The organism is Bacillus sp. GM2 (genome assembly GCF_056155945.1).
The window spans coordinates 1,311,585-1,329,208 of record NZ_JBRKSZ010000008.1 but is presented as its reverse complement, the minus strand read 5'-3'; the positions used below and the strand labels follow the sequence as shown (position 1 = coordinate 1,329,208).

General features: G+C 46.5%; 17 protein-coding genes. 5 read left to right on the top strand and 12 right to left on the bottom strand.

Annotated elements, in window-relative coordinates:
• Nucleotides 1–21: 21 nt before the first annotated feature.
• The 3 genes from ACVC9U_RS21335 to ACVC9U_RS21325 all read right to left on the bottom strand — a co-directional run bounded on the left by ACVC9U_RS21335 (nt 22) and on the right by ACVC9U_RS21325 (nt 2,109).
• The gene (locus ACVC9U_RS21335; RefSeq protein ID WP_041817476.1) at nt 22–393 is read right to left on the bottom strand and encodes a DUF423 domain-containing protein; all 372 of its coding nucleotides are present in this window, start codon (nt 391–393) and stop codon (nt 22–24) included.
• Nucleotides 394–460: 67 nt separating this feature from the next.
• On the bottom strand, nt 461–1,762 hold the full coding sequence (locus ACVC9U_RS21330; RefSeq protein ID WP_075751593.1) for a purine/pyrimidine permease: 1,302 nt from the start codon (nt 1,760–1,762) through the stop codon (nt 461–463).
• A gap of 38 nt (nt 1,763–1,800) precedes the next feature.
• Nucleotides 1,801–2,109, bottom strand: a complete 309-nt coding sequence (locus tag ACVC9U_RS21325) for a YwdI family protein (protein WP_020453335.1) — start codon at nt 2,107–2,109, stop codon at nt 1,801–1,803.
• A gap of 270 nt (nt 2,110–2,379) precedes the next feature.
• On the opposite strand from ACVC9U_RS21325, the gene ACVC9U_RS21320 reads away from it, so the two are divergent.
• Nucleotides 2,380–3,762 carry an aldehyde dehydrogenase gene (locus tag ACVC9U_RS21320; protein ID WP_441391490.1) on the top strand — a complete coding sequence of 461 codons (1,383 nt, stop codon included), beginning with the start codon at nt 2,380–2,382 and terminating at the stop codon, nt 3,760–3,762.
• A 51-nt stretch (nt 3,763–3,813) separates the two neighbouring features.
• Here the strand turns inward: ACVC9U_RS21320 and ACVC9U_RS21315 are convergent, their stop codons facing one another.
• Together ACVC9U_RS21315 and ACVC9U_RS21310 are read right to left on the bottom strand one after the other, a co-directional pair.
• Nucleotides 3,814–4,491: a uracil-DNA glycosylase gene (locus ACVC9U_RS21315; protein ID WP_020453337.1), complete on the bottom strand. Its 678-nt coding sequence runs from the start codon at nt 4,489–4,491 to the stop codon at nt 3,814–3,816.
• A 13-nt stretch (nt 4,492–4,504) separates the two neighbouring features.
• The gene (locus tag ACVC9U_RS21310) at nt 4,505–5,323 is read right to left on the bottom strand and encodes a glycosyltransferase family 2 protein (protein WP_020453338.1); all 819 of its coding nucleotides are present in this window, start codon (nt 5,321–5,323) and stop codon (nt 4,505–4,507) included.
• A gap of 237 nt (nt 5,324–5,560) precedes the next feature.
• Here ACVC9U_RS21310 and ACVC9U_RS21305 point away from each other — a divergent pair, with 237 nt between their 5' ends.
• Nucleotides 5,561–6,373, top strand: coding sequence for a bifunctional hydroxymethylpyrimidine kinase/phosphomethylpyrimidine kinase (locus ACVC9U_RS21305; RefSeq protein WP_020453339.1), 813 nt, complete (start codon nt 5,561–5,563; stop codon nt 6,371–6,373).
• A 34-nt stretch (nt 6,374–6,407) separates the two neighbouring features.
• Here ACVC9U_RS21305 and ACVC9U_RS21300 read toward each other — a convergent pair whose 3' ends face one another.
• From ACVC9U_RS21300 to ACVC9U_RS21280, 5 genes are all read right to left on the bottom strand, one after another.
• Nucleotides 6,408–6,674, bottom strand: coding sequence for a hypothetical protein (locus tag ACVC9U_RS21300; RefSeq protein ID WP_065644515.1), 267 nt, complete (start codon nt 6,672–6,674; stop codon nt 6,408–6,410).
• Between the two features lie 89 nt (nt 6,675–6,763).
• On the bottom strand, nt 6,764–8,200 hold the full coding sequence (locus tag ACVC9U_RS21295; protein ID WP_441391489.1) for a sucrose-6-phosphate hydrolase: 1,437 nt from the start codon (nt 8,198–8,200) through the stop codon (nt 6,764–6,766).
• Nucleotides 8,201–8,218: 18 nt separating this feature from the next.
• Nucleotides 8,219–9,598, bottom strand: coding sequence for a sucrose-specific PTS transporter subunit IIBC (locus tag ACVC9U_RS21290; RefSeq protein ID WP_023857021.1), 1,380 nt, complete (start codon nt 9,596–9,598; stop codon nt 8,219–8,221).
• A 244-nt stretch (nt 9,599–9,842) separates the two neighbouring features.
• Nucleotides 9,843–10,673 (bottom strand): PRD domain-containing protein, encoded by an 831-nt coding sequence (locus ACVC9U_RS21285; protein ID WP_075751595.1) that lies wholly within the window; start codon nt 10,671–10,673, stop codon nt 9,843–9,845.
• A 42-nt stretch (nt 10,674–10,715) separates the two neighbouring features.
• Nucleotides 10,716–11,006 (bottom strand): hypothetical protein, encoded by a 291-nt coding sequence (locus ACVC9U_RS21280; protein WP_075751596.1) that lies wholly within the window; start codon nt 11,004–11,006, stop codon nt 10,716–10,718.
• A gap of 482 nt (nt 11,007–11,488) precedes the next feature.
• Between ACVC9U_RS21280 and ACVC9U_RS21275 the strand changes: the two genes are divergently transcribed.
• Both ACVC9U_RS21275 and ACVC9U_RS21270 read left to right on the top strand, forming a co-directional pair.
• Entirely contained in the window at nt 11,489–13,909 is a 2,421-nt protein-coding gene (locus ACVC9U_RS21275) for a S8 family peptidase (RefSeq protein ID WP_441391488.1), read from the top strand.
• Nucleotides 13,910–14,032: 123 nt separating this feature from the next.
• The gene (locus ACVC9U_RS21270; protein ID WP_020453346.1) at nt 14,033–14,281 is read left to right on the top strand and encodes a hypothetical protein; all 249 of its coding nucleotides are present in this window, start codon (nt 14,033–14,035) and stop codon (nt 14,279–14,281) included.
• Here the strand turns inward: ACVC9U_RS21270 and ACVC9U_RS21265 are convergent.
• Both ACVC9U_RS21265 and nfsA read right to left on the bottom strand, forming a co-directional pair.
• On the bottom strand, nt 14,278–15,285 hold the full coding sequence (locus ACVC9U_RS21265) for an LLM class flavin-dependent oxidoreductase (protein ID WP_441391487.1): 1,008 nt from the start codon (nt 15,283–15,285) through the stop codon (nt 14,278–14,280). The two genes, ACVC9U_RS21270 and ACVC9U_RS21265, sit on opposite strands and share 4 nt — an antisense overlap.
• A 253-nt stretch (nt 15,286–15,538) precedes the next feature.
• Nucleotides 15,539–16,288, bottom strand: a complete 750-nt coding sequence (gene nfsA, locus ACVC9U_RS21260; RefSeq protein WP_020453348.1) for an oxygen-insensitive NADPH nitroreductase — start codon at nt 16,286–16,288, stop codon at nt 15,539–15,541.
• 144 nt (nt 16,289–16,432) lie between these two features.
• Here nfsA and ACVC9U_RS21255 point away from each other — a divergent pair, with 144 nt between their 5' ends.
• Nucleotides 16,433–17,608: an amidohydrolase gene (locus ACVC9U_RS21255; RefSeq protein ID WP_441391486.1), complete on the top strand. Its 1,176-nt coding sequence runs from the start codon at nt 16,433–16,435 to the stop codon at nt 17,606–17,608.
• The last annotated feature ends 16 nt before the right edge of the window (nt 17,609–17,624 follow it).

The following is a 17,624-nucleotide window of genomic DNA, read 5'->3' as shown; positions in this document are numbered from 1 at the left end:
GAGATTGGCTTTTTAGTAAAGCTACAAGTATTTGACCGCTGAAACAACAACCATGATCCATGCGGCAATAAACGCCACACCGCCCAGCGGAGTAATCGCGCCGAGGACGCTGATTTGCGTAAGGCTGAGGACATATAAACTTCCTGAAAATAAAACGATTCCGGCAAACATCAGCCAACCTGCCGCAGTTACGCTTCCCGCATCTGTAAGCTTTGCCGCGATGAGCGCGACGGCAATTAAACCGAGCGCATGATACATATGATACTGGACGCCGGTCTGCCAGATTTGCAAATATTTCTCGGGAATTTTCCCTTCAAGACCATGAGCTCCGAACGCCCCTAAAGCAACCGCAAGCATCGCATTGACAGCACCTAAAATTAAAAATAATTTCACGATCAAATCCCCCGCCTTTCTTTTATCATCATAGCGCACACGCCTTTAATTTCAACGTTTGCACATCTCATGACACGATATTGTCAAATTTCTTTTTCCGAAGCTGCATCTGTTCCGCAGCAATCGCTACAATTGTTCCAAGGACAAGCCCATTGCTTAAAATAGAAACAAAAACAGGATGCATTCCTTCCAAAGCACTTTCAGGTACAAACATGACCCCAACGCCGGCAAGGAGCGCAATCCCGGTAACAAAACGGATGCGGCCTGCCTCGTCCTTTTCATAAGAATCGAATTCGGCAAATGCCAGGCCGACCATCGTTGAAAACACGACGAAGTTCACCGCAAAGCCGACCGGAGACGGCAGGCTGGCAAAAGTATTCATAACCAGCGGGAAAAAGCTGATGACGATCACGATCAGACTCCCGAGCAAAAACGGTTTTTTCGAAGACATTCTCGTCGTTTGAATAAACCCGGCCGCCCCGGATATCGGCACCGTCCCTACAGCTCCGAGCAATCCGCTCAGCAAATGGCTGACGGAGGCGATAAATCCGGCAGGACGGGCCCGCTTCCTCTCCTCCAGTTTCTCAAACTGTCTGACCGCTCCTTCAACCACCCGTATGCTGGCGAGCATATTGACGATTAACAACACTGTAATAAACAGCGAAGTAACGACTAATCCGCTGTCAAACAGCGGCATCCCGAACGGAAAAATATCCGGAAGGTGGAACAGCTGGTTCGCACGCTCAGGCGCCTTCGCCACGCCGAATACGGCAAATAAGACCCAGCCGCCGAAAAGCGCAATTAAAATTGAATATTGCTTAAGTACCGGAATCTTCGACCGGCTCATCAGAAACGTAGCCAGCATGATCACAACCGCCAGCAAAAACACGGGTATATCGACCTCGTTTTTCCGGTAGCCGATCCCCATGACACCTTTAACGATCGGATCGCTAAGCTGGATAACCAGCAACAGTAAATAAATGCCCGTCACAACAGGGGTAAACATCACAGCCAGCTTATCAATGACTTTAAATAAACTAAAAATAAAGAAGAAAACCGCGCTTAACAGCATCGCTCCCTGCAGCCCCTGAAGCGTTTCGATATGAGTCGCAAATACGGTCCCTGTAAGACCGGAATAAATCGTGTACACGCCCCACCAGAGGCCAGCCGGACTCTCATTAATCGGCAGGCGGTGTCCCAATAAACATTGGATAAAAGCCGTTGTGCCGAGCACGAAAAAAGTGCTTTGAACCAGCCCTGCGGTCTCTGCCTGGTTCAGCCCGAATGACTGCCCGATTGCAATGGGCACCACGATTGCGGACGCAATAATAAATGCCGTCCATTGTAAAGCCCCAAAAAGCAGTTTCAAGTTGATCAACCTCTCTTTTTTAAACAGCCGGACGGCGCCTAGAAATCAAAAATAGAATCTCCGTTGCCGTCATCTTCATGCTTTTGTTTCTCTTGTTTTTTGTATTGTTCAGCACCGGCGCTTCCCATCATTTTTTCTAGCATCAGCTGGTCGCTCGATGGTTTATTGGCCGTTTGAACATAGGGTGAAGACTGGACAGAAGGCCGCTGCTGCGGTTCAACAATGACGTCGCAAAGAGAGCGGATAACCGCGATGTGCATTTTCAATTCGTTTTCCTGGCTGCATTCCTTTGCTTTTTTCAATTCGTCCTCCATCTTCTCCAGCAAACTTGATATATGTATGTTCATCAAATCGATCCTCCAAACCGTTTTCAGTTTCCATTTCATTTTACCAAATTAACTTCTCTCGTGCCGAATGCACTTTGCAAATATCCATTGCGAAAAATTGCCTCTCCTGCTGTGAAATATGGCCTTTTGCACTTTTAAAAAAGATATCTGCAGGCAAACGCAGGTGGAAAACGCCGATTTTCTTACGGCTAGAAGTTGACAGCTGAAAAGGCTGTCACACATAATGAAAAAAACTTCACTCGAATTTCTAAAAGCGAAAGGAAGCAGGGAATGGCAGAACGTACACCCTCCATCGAAACGACTGTTACCGAGCAAAAGCGATATTTTTTAAGCGGGGCAACACTCGCTGTTGAAAATCGTCTGGAACAGCTCAACATTCTTAAGAATGCTGTAAAAAAATATGAACGGGACATACTTGAAGCCCTTCAGAAAGACCTTAATAAATCAGAGCACGAAGCCTATATGACGGAAATAGGCATTGTACTGGAAGAAATCCGCTTCATCAGCAGACGATTAAAAAAATGGGCCAAGCCGAAAAAGGCCAAAACGGCCGTCTCGCACATCGGTTCAAAAAGCATCGTCATTGCGGAGCCTTATGGCACGGTCCTGATCATCGCACCATGGAACTATCCGTTTCAGCTTGCCGTTTCGCCTCTGATCGGCGCACTTGCTGCGGGGAATACGGCCGTCATCAAACCGTCAGAGCTTACTCCCGCTGTATCCAGCGTCATATCCAAGATGATTAAGGAAATCTTTCCGCCCGAATATGTGTCCGTTATTGAGGGCGGGGTGAAGACGAATCAAGAGCTTTTGCGGCAAAAATTTGACTATATCTTTTTTACAGGCAGTGTTCCCGTGGGCAAAGTCGTCATGGAAGCCGCAGCAAAACAGCTCATTCCAGTCACACTTGAGCTTGGCGGAAAAAGCCCCTGCATCGTGCACAAGGATGCTGATCTCAAGCTTGCAGCTCAAAGGATTGTTTTCGGAAAGCTGACAAACGCAGGACAGACGTGCATCGCGCCTGATTATCTGCTCGTACACAAAGATGTAAAAAGCGAGCTGATGCGCGCTCTCAAGCAATCGATCCAAACCTTTTACGGAAAAGCGCCGGAAAGCCATCCGGCGTACGGAAAAATCATAAGCGAACGTCATTTCGAACGGTTACTCCGCTTTTTACACAACGAGAATATCGTTACAGGAGGAACGTATCAAAAAGACGCACTTAAAATTGCTCCGGCCATTATCGATGAACCTGACTGGGAATCGCCGATCATGCAGGAAGAGATTTTCGGGCCGCTCCTTCCCGTCATCGGCTATGAAACAATCGAAGACGTTATCCAAATGGTTCAAAGCCGCCCTAAACCGCTCGCGCTCTATTTGTTCACGAATGAAAAAACGGTACAGAAGCACATCCTCAGCCGGGTTTCATTTGGCGAGGGATGCATCAATGACACGCTGATGCACACAGCCACACCTTACCTCCCCTTTGGCGGCGTAGGTGAAAGCGGAATCGGAAGTTACCATGGGTATCACAGCTTTAAGACGTTTTCCCACGAGAAAAGCGTTTTAAAACAGACAAACCTGTTTGACATTTCATTCCGTTACCCTTCATCAAAAAACGGGCTGCGGATCATCAAAAAACTTCTCAGCTAGATAGGAGCCAGACAAAACGAAGAACCGCTTATTTTAGCGGTTCTCGCGATTTTAAAGATTCGGAAGGGACCAATCAATCGGCTCATCACCGATTTGTTCCAAATACTGATTGGCTCTTGAAAACGGTCTGCTCCCGAAAAACCCGTTTCTAGCCGAGAATGGGCTCGGATGCGGCGATTGGATAATGAAATGCTTGGATGTATCGATTCGTTCTTTTTTCATTTGGGCATGCCGGCCCCAGAGAATAAAAACGACCGGCTTATCTCTTTTGTTTAAAACATCTATGATACTGTCTGTCAGCTGTTCCCAGCCTTTTCCTTTATGCGAATTTGCCTGACCCCGTCTCACGGTCAAAACGGTGTTCAGCAGCAGAACGCCTTGCTTAGCCCAGCTCACGAGAGAACCGTGATTGGGGATGTCGGCGCCAATGTCATTCTGCAATTCTATAAAAATATTTTTCAAAGAAGGCGGCGGATTGACGCCGGGTTGTACGGAAAAGCTTAAGCCATGAGCCTGCCCCGGGCCATGATACGGATCCTGGCCGAGAATCACAACTTTAACATTTTCATAGGAAGTATAATGCAAAGCATTGTATATATCGTTCGGTTCAGGATATACGGTGTGTTCTGCATACTCCCTTTTCAGCATTTCCCTCAGTTCTTGATAGTAAGGCTTATTAAATTCGTCCTTTAGCTGCTGCCACCAGCTGTCATTCAAAATCTGTTTCAATGTTCAGGCCTCCTTAACTCAATTGTCTTGCAGCGGAAAGCCTGGATGCGACCGGTTTTCCGTCCCAGACGATTTCGCTTTCCGCTTCCCTTTTTTTCATGGCAGGTTCTTCGAGAAGTACGAAAAAGTTCTTTGTCGGCAGCTTGCCAAGCTGATGCTTTTCACTCAAGACATCCAAATAATACTGTCTCATTCCGCCAAGATCTCCGGATTGGTTGTCACCCTGATCTGAAAACGCATAGATTACGCTTGCAAAAGGAACCCTTTTCACGCGAAACCGCTCAGCTGCTCTCAGGAAAAAGTCCCAATCCCAATAATTGTGGACGGCAGGATCAAAATAGCCGATCTCGTCATGAAGAGACCGTTTGTACATACTCCCTGAAGGAACATATGTAGAAAACTTCCTCATTTCATCCAAGTTAAAGGAATACGCAAAAAGATAACGGCTTGTCGGAATTCTTTTATCCTCTTTTTCTTCGAAAGACACAATCTCAGCATCCGAATAAACAAAATCGGCGGTCTCCAGCGCATTTAACATTCTTTCCATATGGCACGGAGTGAAAAAATCATCATCATCACACAGCATAATAACATCTCCGGAAGCTTCTTTCACCCCTATATTTCTCGCTTTTACATGCTTCACGTTTTCTTTCAGATGTATAACTCTGATCGGAAGGTCTGAATAAAGGCGCTCAACAAAGTCGACGCTCTCCCCGGCATCATTAACAATAATGACTTCAAACGGTGCAACAGACTGTTTTGTAATGGATTCAAGCAATTCGCACAAAGCGGTGACCCGGTTGTGCGTGACAACTACGATAGATATGTTCATGTTTGTAATATACGCTCCTTCTTATTTCATTCTAAACATATTAAATCATAATGCGAATAATTTCACATGGATCAAAAGATGGTTTGGTTTTTTATGCCAACCCATTCACGAAATTTGGCAGAGGACCGCTGCACTATAAAGCGGCAGTCATTTCATTGTGATCTTGCGAAAAGCTGTCTATAATAAGTAATAAACCAACTTTGGATGGAATCTCTTATCGTGGAGGATTGACTGAACATGACAATGCACAAAGCACTGACAATCGCCGGCTCTGACTCAAGCGGAGGCGCCGGCATTCAGGCGGACTTAAAAACGTTCCAAGAAAAGAACGTCTATGGAATGACGGCCCTTACGGTTGTTGTCGCCATGGATCCTGAGAACAACTGGAATCACCAGGTATTCCCGGTTGATACAGAGGTCATCCGCGCCCAGCTGTCGACGATTGTGGACGGCATCGGGGTAGATGCGATGAAAACGGGCATGCTTCCGACCGTTGACATCATTGAATTGGCGGCAGACACAATCAAGAAGCACAGCATGAAAAATGTCGTCATTGATCCCGTTATGGTATGTAAAGGGGCAAATGAAGTGTTGTATCCCGAACACGCAAAGGCTTTAAGAGAGCTTCTGGCTCCGCTTGCCACGGTCATTACGCCAAACCTTTTTGAAGCCGGCCAGCTCAGCGGACTTGGAGAAATTAAAACGGTTGAGCAAATGAAGGAAGCGGCAAAAGTCATTCACGGGCTCGGCGCTGAACACGTCCTCATTACAGGGGGAGGCAAACTGAATCACGAAAAAGCGGTAGATGTATTATTTGACGGCCGCGATGCAGAAGTCATCGAAGGAGAAAGAATTGAAACTCCATACACGCACGGGGCGGGCTGCACCTATTCCGCAGCGATTACGGCTGAACTCGCCAAAGGTTCAAATGTAAAAGAAGCCATTTATTCTGCAAAAACGTTTATTACGGAAGCCATCCGCGAATCGTTCCGTTTGAATCAATACGTCGGGCCGACGAAGCACTCCGCTTTACGGCTCAGCGGCAAATAAAAAGCCAGCCCCATTAAAAGGGGCTGGCTTTTATTTAGCTTTCACGTTTCATCGTTCTTGCAGATGATCTTAAGAAAGTCTCGATCGATTCCACAAAAAGAGCATATTCTTTCATTTGTTCATAAGTGTCTTGAAGTTTCTTTTGTATTTCTTCATCATTCGGAATTGTTTTATCTTCAATACCGCCGATCAGCTTCTTCATCTGAAGGAGCAAACCATTGTATTCCTCTCTCGTATCCTCAATATGATCCGCTATTTTTTTCAAACGCACGGCTGTCAACTTCTGCTGGTTTTGATCCAAAAAAACAACCCCTTTTTCACTGCACTCTCTCTAAAAAAAGCATATCATAAAGGGATTGTACAGAAAATAGCAAACCGCACCCGCTCCCTTTATGCCACCGTCCAGGATGTCACATTCACTATGATTTCTTTTCTGGCACTGATCCAAACATCATTATTTCCCGGGTAAGGAAAATATCTTGCCGTAAAGACTTCCTCTCCCCCATTGATGAAGATTTCAATCGCAGACGCGTCTAAAAAGATGTTTAAATCGCGAAGCTCATGCAAACGGCACTGTCTGGCTTCCGTTATTTCATCAACATAGCTGTTTCTTTCCAAGGTTATGATGCCGTCAGCTTTATTGTAAATGAGCCGCGCGGCACCCCTGAAGGAAATCTCAAAGCTCTCTTCAATAAGTTGCGGGCTGATGAAAAGCTCGGTTTTGTCCGGTTGAACAATGTCCAGTTTTTCGGTGCCTTGATTAAGTGATATTGCCGCGTGTTTTTCGTTTTGGCGGAGACTTCTAAGCTCCGCGACCGGTTTTTGAACGATTTTATCGTTTTGCAAATGCAATTCCCTCGGCAATGTCATACAGTGCACCCATTGATGCTGAATCGTCGGCTGGCTCTGTTCATCCTGGTCTGGAACACCCATCCAGGCGACCAAAATCCGCCGGCCTGATTCGTCTTTTGTCGTCTGCGGCGCATAAAAATCAAAGCCGCGGTCAAGCTCTTCAAAATCTCCGTGTGTAAAACCTGGTTTCTGCTCGTTCAATTCACCGACAAAATAACCTGACTGATAGACGTTTTGGTAGCGCATCTCTTTCGCTTCAAGGCCTTGCGGGCAGACAATTAAAACGTCTTTGCCGTCCAGTTCGAACATGTCAGGGCATTCCCACATATAGCCGAATTCCCCGAGCTGATTTGTATTTGAACCTGTGATGTCGCCAAGGAACTGCCAGTCTTTCAAATTATCCGATTGAAACAGAACGGCTCTGCCCTCAAGTTTTTCAGTCTGGGCGCCGAGCACCATGTACCAGCTTCCATTCTTTTCCCATACTTTCGGATCGCGGAAATGAGCCGTATATCCTTTCGGAAGCCTTGCAACAACCCCCTGTTTTTCAAATGAGATGCCGTCTTTCGAGACGGCGAGACATTGATAGGTCTCCCTATTTCCCTCGCCGTCTCTGACATTCCCCGTATAAAACAGGTGGAGCACATCATTTTCAGCGATCGCGCTTCCTGAATAACAGCCGTTTTTATCAAACCAGTCGCTCGGCGTGAGGGCGATCTCTTCATGCCGCCAGTTCACGAGATCTGTTGAAGAGTAGTGCCCCCACAGCTTTGCACCGTGCCCCGTTTTAAAAGGCATCCACTGATAAAAAAGATGGTAAACTCCCTTCCACTGAATGAACCCGTTCGGATCATTCAGCAGTCCGACAGGAGGCATGATGTGATAATGCAGCCGATAGGGATCAAGGTTTACAATATCCCGGTATTCTCCAACCCGGTTTATTGCCTTTTGACGAAGCTCCTGATCTTGATTCATCGTTTTCCCCTCCTTCCGTCACTTTTTCTCGTCTTCATTAATGCCTAAGATAAAGGCTGTGATAAACGCGACAGACACAGAGATCGCCATTCCGATTAAATAATGGATCAGGTTGCCCATTCCAAGAGGGGCGACAATCGCAATCATCGGAATTCCCGTCAAACCGTAGGCGTTTGCCGCAACATTCATAAAGACAACGTATGCAGCACCGAGCGCTCCACCGGCCATTGCCGCGATAAACGGCTTGCGGTAACGAAGGTTAACACCGAAAATAACAGGTTCTGTAATACCGAGAAAAGAAGAGAAAGCAGCAGGTAAAGCGATTTCTTTTGTTTTTGCGCGCTTTGCCAAAAAGAATACGGCAAGTCCGGCCCCGCCTTGGGCGACATTGGACATAGACCAGATCGGAAGCAGGTAGTTCCTGCCGATATCAGCGATAAGGCCGGCCTCAATCGCGTGGAAACTGTGGTGAACACCAGTTAAAACGATCAGCGAGTATGTTCCTCCGAAAATCAGTCCGGCAACAGGTCCGGCAAGATCATATACATAAGTTAAAACGTTCGTGATCCCTGTACCAAGCATTCTTCCTAAAGGACCGATTGCGATAAAGGCAATAAATCCCGTTGAAATAATCGTGACAAACGGTGTGACTAAAAGATCGATCGCGTTTGGAACAATTTTCCTTACGCCTTTTTCGATTTTACTCATCACATACACGGCAAGCAAAATTGGAACAACGGTTCCTTGATAGCCAAGCATCTCGATTTTGAGCCCGTAAAAGTTCATGACATCCGGTGATGCAGTTGCCAGTCCCCAAGGATTGAACAAGCTCGGGTGAATTAAAATACCTCCAAGTACAGCCCCCAGGTAAGGGTTGCTGCCAAATTCCTTCGCAGCACTGACACCGATCAAGATCGGAAGGATAATAAATGCCGCGCTTGAGAACATATCAAGCATTTTATACAGCGCCGCATCAGGATCGACCCACTGAAATGCCTTCATCATCCCCAACAGCCCCATTAATAAACCGCTTGCAACAATGGCCGGGATGATTGGCACGAAAATATTTGACAGCGTTTTCGCGAATCGCGCTAAAGGATTCATTTTTCCCTTTGCGGCATCGCTGTGCTGAACCGTTTCCTTTTGGTCAAGATTCAGCTCTTTGGCAAACTGTTCATACACTTTATTAACAAGTCCTGTTCCGAAAATAATCTGGTATTGGCCAGAGCTCGAAAAGGCTCCTTTTACACCTTCCAGCTCTTCGACCTTTTCCTGGTCGATTTTCGCTTCGTCCTTGATCACCAAACGAAGCCTTGTCGCACAATGAGCTGCACTGATGACATTATCTTCTCCGCCAAGAAGCTGTATAAGACGTACGGCGATTTCTTTGTGATTCATGATGACTCCTCCTTTTTTTAAAAAAAAAGCAGAAAAGACCTAAAATTCACCAACGAATGGCGGATAGATTCTCCCCATTCATCTAGCAAATTTTAGGTCTTGCCTGCTTTACCAGTCACAATCCCCAGTATTTTTTTTTTAATACGCTTTCATTTTATTATGTGATAACGCTTTCGTCAACTACTTTTTTATTTTCTGTGAAAATCGACCTAAAAAAAGCCTGATCGCGCGTTATCAGGCGGTATTACCTATAGGAATCATTTAAACGCTGGACATGCAGCGTAATATATCCGACTTCCGATTCCGGAAGATGAAGATCATATTCAATTTTTACATAATCCGCCAGACCTGCCGCACACCGGTAGCTTTCAGGATACTTTTGCCGGATGAAATAAAGCATGTCATCGTCCATGACATGAAACGCTTCATTTGATTCCAGCCTGTTGATGGCATACCTGAGATGCGTGACAAGACGCTGATATGAGATGCTGTTTTCGTCAATCTTCTGATTGAAACAGCATTCGATTTTTTCTATCAATTCTTTGATGATGTTCGTGTATTTAAGTGTCTTCTGCATGTTTTCCGCATCCATTTTTGCGGTATGAATATGCAGCGCAATATAACCCGCTTCATCATCAGGCAATTCGACTTTCAATTTTTCTTTGACCAAATCGATTGCCCAGAGTCCGATCTCATATTCTTTTTTATAAAGCGCTTTGATTTCATTTAATAATTTATTTTGAATGACGAATCCTTTGCGGACTCGCTCGATTGCAAATGACAAATGATCCACAAGGGCGATGTGGATATGATCGCTCAACGGTGCGGACAGCCGCCCTTCCGCATAGCTGATGATCTCTTCGGCAGCTTCAATATGTTCTTCCGGAAGTGTTTCGAGGATTTGTTTAAACTTTTCATTTTCTTCATGAATGGTAAAAATTTTTTCTACCTTGTTTCTTGGAATGGTATCGTTTTTGCCTTTTTGAAAAGCGATACCAGGCCCCATGACAATTTTTTCTTGACCATCCTCCTTTATGATTGCTGCATTGTTGTTCAGTACTTTATAGATTTTCAAAGCTGTCACCCACTTCCCGTTATGAGTGGGATTTTACCTTGTTTAAGTTCCCGTGTAAAGAGTTGGTCCGGCTCTTACTCTTTTCACCGCTTTTTTGCAAACAGCCTGGCTTGGTTCTGTTGTATAACTGCCGGGCTTCACTCTCTTACAGCCCGACATCCCCTCTGTCTTCTCTTCTCTTTTTTCCGAAAAGCCGCCTGCCTGATAAGCATCGGCAGCCTGATATGTACCGCCGGCGAACGCCATCACCTTCATCTGAGTCTCTCTGACAGGCACCACCGCATTCAGCAGTACAGCCGTCCATAATTTTAAAAATGATATCAAACCTTTCATACCGATCCCCTCCAGTTTCGTTGTGATAAAACTAGCAACTCTATTAAACTTTCTTGCTCTATCTTATCCCAGCAAAATGAAAATGTTTGTCACAATGTGTGTGCAAATTGATTCTAGTTTTTAGAAGTTTTGTTGAAAACTGATGGAAACGCATGATTCAACGGAAACAAACCATGAATGTAACTTACTCACAGCTTATCCTAAGGATAAACACATATTACCCACAGGGTATATCCACATATCCACATATTTATTCAACATTTAGTATAAGAACGTATATTCCCTACAATATCTATACACAAGTTTATTCACTTATACACAGTAAATTGTGCATAAATCTAAAGAAACACGCTCCAATACATTGAATCTTTGAAAATTATTTCTATATATAGAAGGATTTTTTTGAAAATGAGAGAATATTTTAAAAGTTCGAAACTCTAAGGATTACAAAGAAATCATTTATCCATAAGGGGGAAAACAGATTGAGAAAAAGTATCATGCGCAATTTCGTTATGGCTTTTATTCTATTATTTGCGTTATCCACATTCCTCACCGGAGTGCAGGCAACATCCGTTCCCGATCAAAAGTCGCCTGAGCTTGAGAAAGCTGAAATCTACGGTGATATTGATGTGACGTCTGATAAACAGACAACGGTTATTGTGGAGCTGAAAGAAAAGTCGCTTGCCGAAGCAAAAGCGAATGGAGAAAAACAAACGAAAGCTTCTTTAAAAACCGCTCGCAGCAAAGCGAAAAACAGTGCGCTGAAAACACTTAAAAAAGCGAAAATAAACCGTGAATACGACCGTGTATTTTCGGGTTTTTCAATGAAACTGCCGGCCAGTGAAATTCCGAAGCTGCTCGCCGTCAAGGAAGTTAAAGCGGTTTATCCGAACGCAGCTTACAAACCTGACAGCATAAAAGGAAAAGACGTGACACTTGCAGCGGACGCCATTTATCCACAGATGGATAAAAGTGCACCGTACATCGGAGCGGATCAGGCATGGAAATCAGGCTATACCGGTAAAGGCATTAAGGTAGCCGTCATTGACACGGGTGTGGATTACACACATCCTGACTTAAAGAACAATTTCGGCCCATATAAGGGGTATGACTTTGTGGATAATGACTATGATCCACAAGAAACACCGGCAGGCGACCCGCGCGGGGAAGCAAATGATCACGGCACTCATGTTGCGGGGACCATCGCCGCGAACGGACAGATTAAAGGTGTGGCGCCAGAAGCAACGCTGCTTGCTTACCGTGTGCTCGGCCCCGGCGGCTCAGGAACAACCGAGAACGTGATTGCGGGCATTGAAAAAGCCGTTGCGGACGGAGCAAAAGTGATGAACCTCTCATTGGGAAATTCACTGAACAGCCCTGATTATGCAACAAGCATCGCACTGGACTGGGCAATGGCCGAAGGGGTTGTCGCCGTTACGTCAAACGGAAACAGCGGACCGGAAAACTGGACGGTCGGCTCGCCGGGAACTTCAAGGGATGCGATTTCCGTCGGCGCCTCACAGCTTCCATATAATGAATATTCTGTGACGCTTCCTTCTTATTCATCAGCAAAAGTGATGGGATATCAGGAGGAAAAAGATCTTGAAGCTTTGAACGGTCAAGACGTGGAACTTGTTGAAGCCGGCATCGGACAAGCTGACGATTTCAAAGGCAAAGATATGAAAGGAAAAGTAGCGGTTATCCAGAGAGGCGTCATTCCATTTGTGGATAAGGCTGAAAACGCCAAAAACGCCGGCGCTGTCGGAGCCGTGATTTACAATAATGTAACAGGGGAAATCGAGGCCAATGTTGTAGGGATGGCCGTACCGACCGTCAAATTGTCGAAAGAAGAGGGCGAAAAGCTTGTTCAACAGATCAAAGAAGGGAAACGCTCCGCTGTCTTTTCTTTCAAATTGGACAAAAAACTCGGGGAAACGATTGCCTCCTTCTCGTCCCGCGGACCTGTCATGGATACATGGATGATTAAACCTGACGTTTCAGCGCCAGGCGTCAATATCGTCAGCACCATTCCGACCCATGATCCGAAAAACCCTCACGGTTACGGTTCAAAGCAGGGTACAAGCATGGCTTCCCCGCATGTCGCGGGAACGGCAGCCATATTAAAGCAGGCCAAACCGGATTGGACGCCAGAGCAAATCAAAGGCGTGCTGATGAATACGGCAGAAAAATTGACGGATGAAAACGGAAAGCCTCTCCCTCACAATACGCAAGGAGCGGGCAGCATCCGCATCATCGAGGCCCTTAAAGCTTCATCCATTGTAACGCCGGGCAGCCATTCATACGGAACATTTCTGAAAGACAAAGGGAAACAAACGAAAAAACAAGCGTTCACGATTGAAAACCTTTCTTCACACAGAAAAGCCTATCAGCTCGAATACTCCTTTAAAGGAGCGGGCATCACGGTATCAGGAACGGAACGAGTCGTGGTACCAGCCCATCAAACAGGTAAAGCAGCGGCAAAAGTAACCGTCAATTCCGCGAAAACGAAAGCAGGCACATATGAAGGCACGGTTTACATCCGTGAAGACGGAAGAAAAGTCGCCGAAATCCCGCTCCTGTTGATCGTCAAAGAGCCAGACTACCCGCGCGTCACATCCGTAACGGTTGAACCGGGGGCAAAGCAGGGCGCTTACACGATCGAAGCCTACCTGCCGGGCGGGGCTGAAGAGCTCGCATTTCTCGTCTATGATGAAAATCTGAACCTTCTCGGCCAGGCCGGCGTTTACAAAAACCAGGGCAAAGGCTATCAATCTTATCAATGGAACGGCAAAATCAATGACGCCGCAACCCTTAAATCCGGAAAATACTATATGCTAGCCTATGCGTCCGCCAAAGGAAAATCAAGCTACATCTTGACGGAAGACCCTTTTATCGTCGAATAATGACAAGCCTTGTTGAGAACCACTCAACAAGGCTTTTTTATGTTAAAATACGGATAATGCGTTCAGGAGAAGATCTCCCTTCTCTTCAAAACGTGAAAAAAGCAATTGGAGGACATCGTATATATGCTTTCTTTTATCGTATTATTCGGCTTATCCTTCATTATTGTCTGCTTTATATTTTTCACGATTTTGTACCTCGCCGTCAACCTGCAGAAGCGCGAGCCCAAGCCTTTTCAAAAAGCCGCGGAGCAAACCGTCGATACCGTCATCCTAGTTCCGCTCAGCTGGCTGTTTACCGCTTTATACATATGCATTCTGTTCATTCTTTTCCCGATCCGCCATTTTCTCGATTTTTTTCAGCAAAAACGCTAAATTGACTGATGAAACGCTTCGGCCAGCAGCCGGTATGATTCCAGCCTGTCTTGAAAATCGTGCGTGATCGTCACCGCCATGATTTCCTCCGTTCCGTAAGCGCCGGCCAGTTCAAGCAGCTGTTCCTTCACTTGCTGCGGCGTCCCGATGACCATCCGTTTTCGATTGTCTTCCACTCTCTTTCTTTCATAAGGAGAATATTGATATGACAGCGCCGTTTCCAATGATGGAAAGCCTTCGGTCACTATCCCCTGTTCATTGGCCAATAAAGAGAAATCCAAGCTTTTTGCAAGGTTCTCCGCTTTCTCTTCTGTCTCAGCGCAAATCACAAATACGGCAACGATTACGTTTGGCTGTTCCCCCAATACAGAAGGTTCGAACCTCTCTTTGTAAAGTCTGGCCGCCTCTTCTCCGCCTTCACCGTTAATAAATTGGGCAAATGTATAGGATGCCCCTGTTTGGGCGGCAAGCCTTGCGCTTTCCCCTGAGGAGCCGAGCAGCCAAACAGCGGGCGCTGTGGCGACGTTCGGCGATGCGGTCAAGTTGGGAAAGCGGTGATGTTCATCGGCTTGATCGTATAAATATGTGACGAGATCCTGAATTTGTTCGGGATATTGGTCAGCCATCCGTCTTGCTCCATTTTGAAGAGCCATGGAAGCGATCGGCATCCCTCCCGGAGCACGCCCGACACCGAGATCAATCCTGCCGGGCGCAAGCCCTTCCAAGACGCGGAAGTTTTCTGCTACCTTGTAGGCGCTGTAATGAGGAAGCATGACGCCGCCGGAGCCTATACGGATCTTCTCTGTTTTAGCCGCAAGATAACCGATCAAAACCTCCGGACTTGATCCTGCCAAGTTACTTGAAAAATGGTGCTCGGAAACCCAAAATCTCTTGTATCCGAGCCGCTCCGCCGCTTGCGCGAGCTCCACCGTATGCTGTAAAGCCTGTTCAGGTGTGCTTCCTTCAGAAACGGGAGTCTGATCAAGTATGCTTAATGACAACATCTTTTTCACCCCAAATCTTCGTTTACTTTTCCTGCGCAAAAAGAAATAATAGTATCATGGATAAACCTAAAGGAGCTCCTAATACTGATGAATGAGACGAAGCAAAAAACGCACCCGCCAGCCGTAGAAGAACGCTTTGCAAAAGGCTGTTTATTTGGAATCCTTTTCAGTCTGCCCTTTTGGCTGATGTTTTATCTTTTCCTTCAATACACGCTGATAAGGAACTTCCCCTCCTAGTCGGAGGGGAAGTTCCTTATCTTTTATTAAAACCTTTTCCTTTAACGAATTCATTCATATACGCACGCGGCGGGTTTTTGAGGCTGCCGGTGATCTGGTCTGTCCATTTGTCAGACCGTTTGCCGTCTGTCCGCTTTTGATAATAGTTTGAAATCGTTTCGTCATATGCGGACATATGTTTTTTAAACTCAGCATCGTCCGATTGATAGGCATTTTCATGATAAATGTGATCAAGCGGCAGACGCGGCTTTTTATCCGACAGGTTGGCCGGATGGCCGACGACAAGCCCGAACAGCGGCAGAACGTATTCAGGTGTTTCAAGAAGCTTGGAGACTTCGTTCAAGTTATTGCGAATCCCGCCGATATAGCAGATGCCGAGGCCCATTGATTCGGCCGCTATTGACATATTTTGAGCGGCAAGAGCTGCATCGATGACGCTGACCATAAAGGTCTCCGTCCCTTCAAGAGAAGCTTTGATATCTACACCCTTTTCCCGGGCCATTTTGTCATGCCGGTAAAGGTCTGCGCAAAATACAAACAGATGGCCGTTTTTTTCAACATATGGCTGATTCCCGGCCAATTCCGCAAGCTTACGCTTCTTGTCCGGGTCGGTGACACCGATGATTGAATAAGCTTGAATATAGCTGGACGTCGATGCGCTTTGAGCGCTCTCCACAAGCAGGCGAACCTCTTCTTCGGTCAGGAGCTGATCTGTAAAAGACCTGATCGAACGGTGATTTAAAATGGTTTCAATCGTTTTATTCATCCTTTTACCTCCTCAACCTTTATCATATCCAATATCTGCTTTTCCCTAAAGCAAAACGGTTTGGCGGACTGCAAAAGGATTCAATTTCATATGGTAAAATGATAGAATCGTCTTACTATTTTTGAAGCGGAAAGGGAGATGACGGTGAAGTCCGTAATTGAAGAATTAGATGCATTATATCCGGAAATGATCGAACTCAGGAGACATTTTCACCAATATCCGGAGCTTTCCCATCGCGAGGTCAATACACCGCGCACCATTGCAAATTACTTGGAAAACCTCGGGATTGACGTGAAAACAAATGTCGGCGGCCAAGGGGTCGTCGGTCACATTAAAGGCGGCCGCCCCGGCAGGACGGTCGCCTTGAGAGCCGATTTCGACGCTCTGCCTTTACAGGATCAAAAAAATGTTCCGTACCAGTCGACTGTCCCCGGCGTCATGCACGCTTGCGGACACGATGCCCACACGTCGGCTCTCCTCACAGCCGCAAAAGCCCTGGCAAAGCATCAAAAAGACTTGAAAGGAAATGTCGTGCTGATCCATCAATTCGGTGAAGAGGTCACACCAGGCGGCGCCAAGCCGATGATTGAAGCCGGCTGTCTCGAAGGCGTGGATGCCATTTTCGGCACCCACATCTGGGCTCCGATGCCCGTCGGTCAAGTCGGTGTTACATCAGGCCCAATGATGGCAGCCGCTGATAAATTTACAGTCACGATATCCGGGCGGGGCGGACACGGAGGCGCGCCTCACTTAACGACAGACGCTTTAATCACAGGAGCCTCAGTCGTCAACCATCTCCAGCAAATCGTCAGCCGCAGAATCGATCCGACAGAAGCAGCCGTCTTGTCGATCGGAACATTTCATTCAGGCCAGGCGTTTAACGTCATCGCCGAAGAAGCGGTCATCGAAGGAACGGTCCGCACCTTTTCAAAGCATGTCCAAGAGACGGTCATCGCCGAGATGGAGCGCGTCATCAAGGGCGTCTGCGACAGCAACGGCGCTTCGTTTTCACTCGATTATGAGAAAGGCTACCCGCCTGTCGTCAACCATGAAAATGAAACGGACATCGTCCGTCAATGTGCAAAACGGCTAGTCGGCCCTGAAGCCGTCATCGAACTCGAACCGAATATGATCGGCGAAGATTTCTCTTATTATCTTGAACATATCCCTGGATCATTCTTTTTTACCGGTGCGGGCAACCCGCAGACTGGAGCCGTTTACCCGCACCATCACCCGATGTTTGACATCGATGAAAAAGGCATGCTGAACGCGGCGAAAATTCTTGTGTCGGCGGCTCTCGCATTTTTAAACCAAGACTAAAGACAGCCTGATTCGG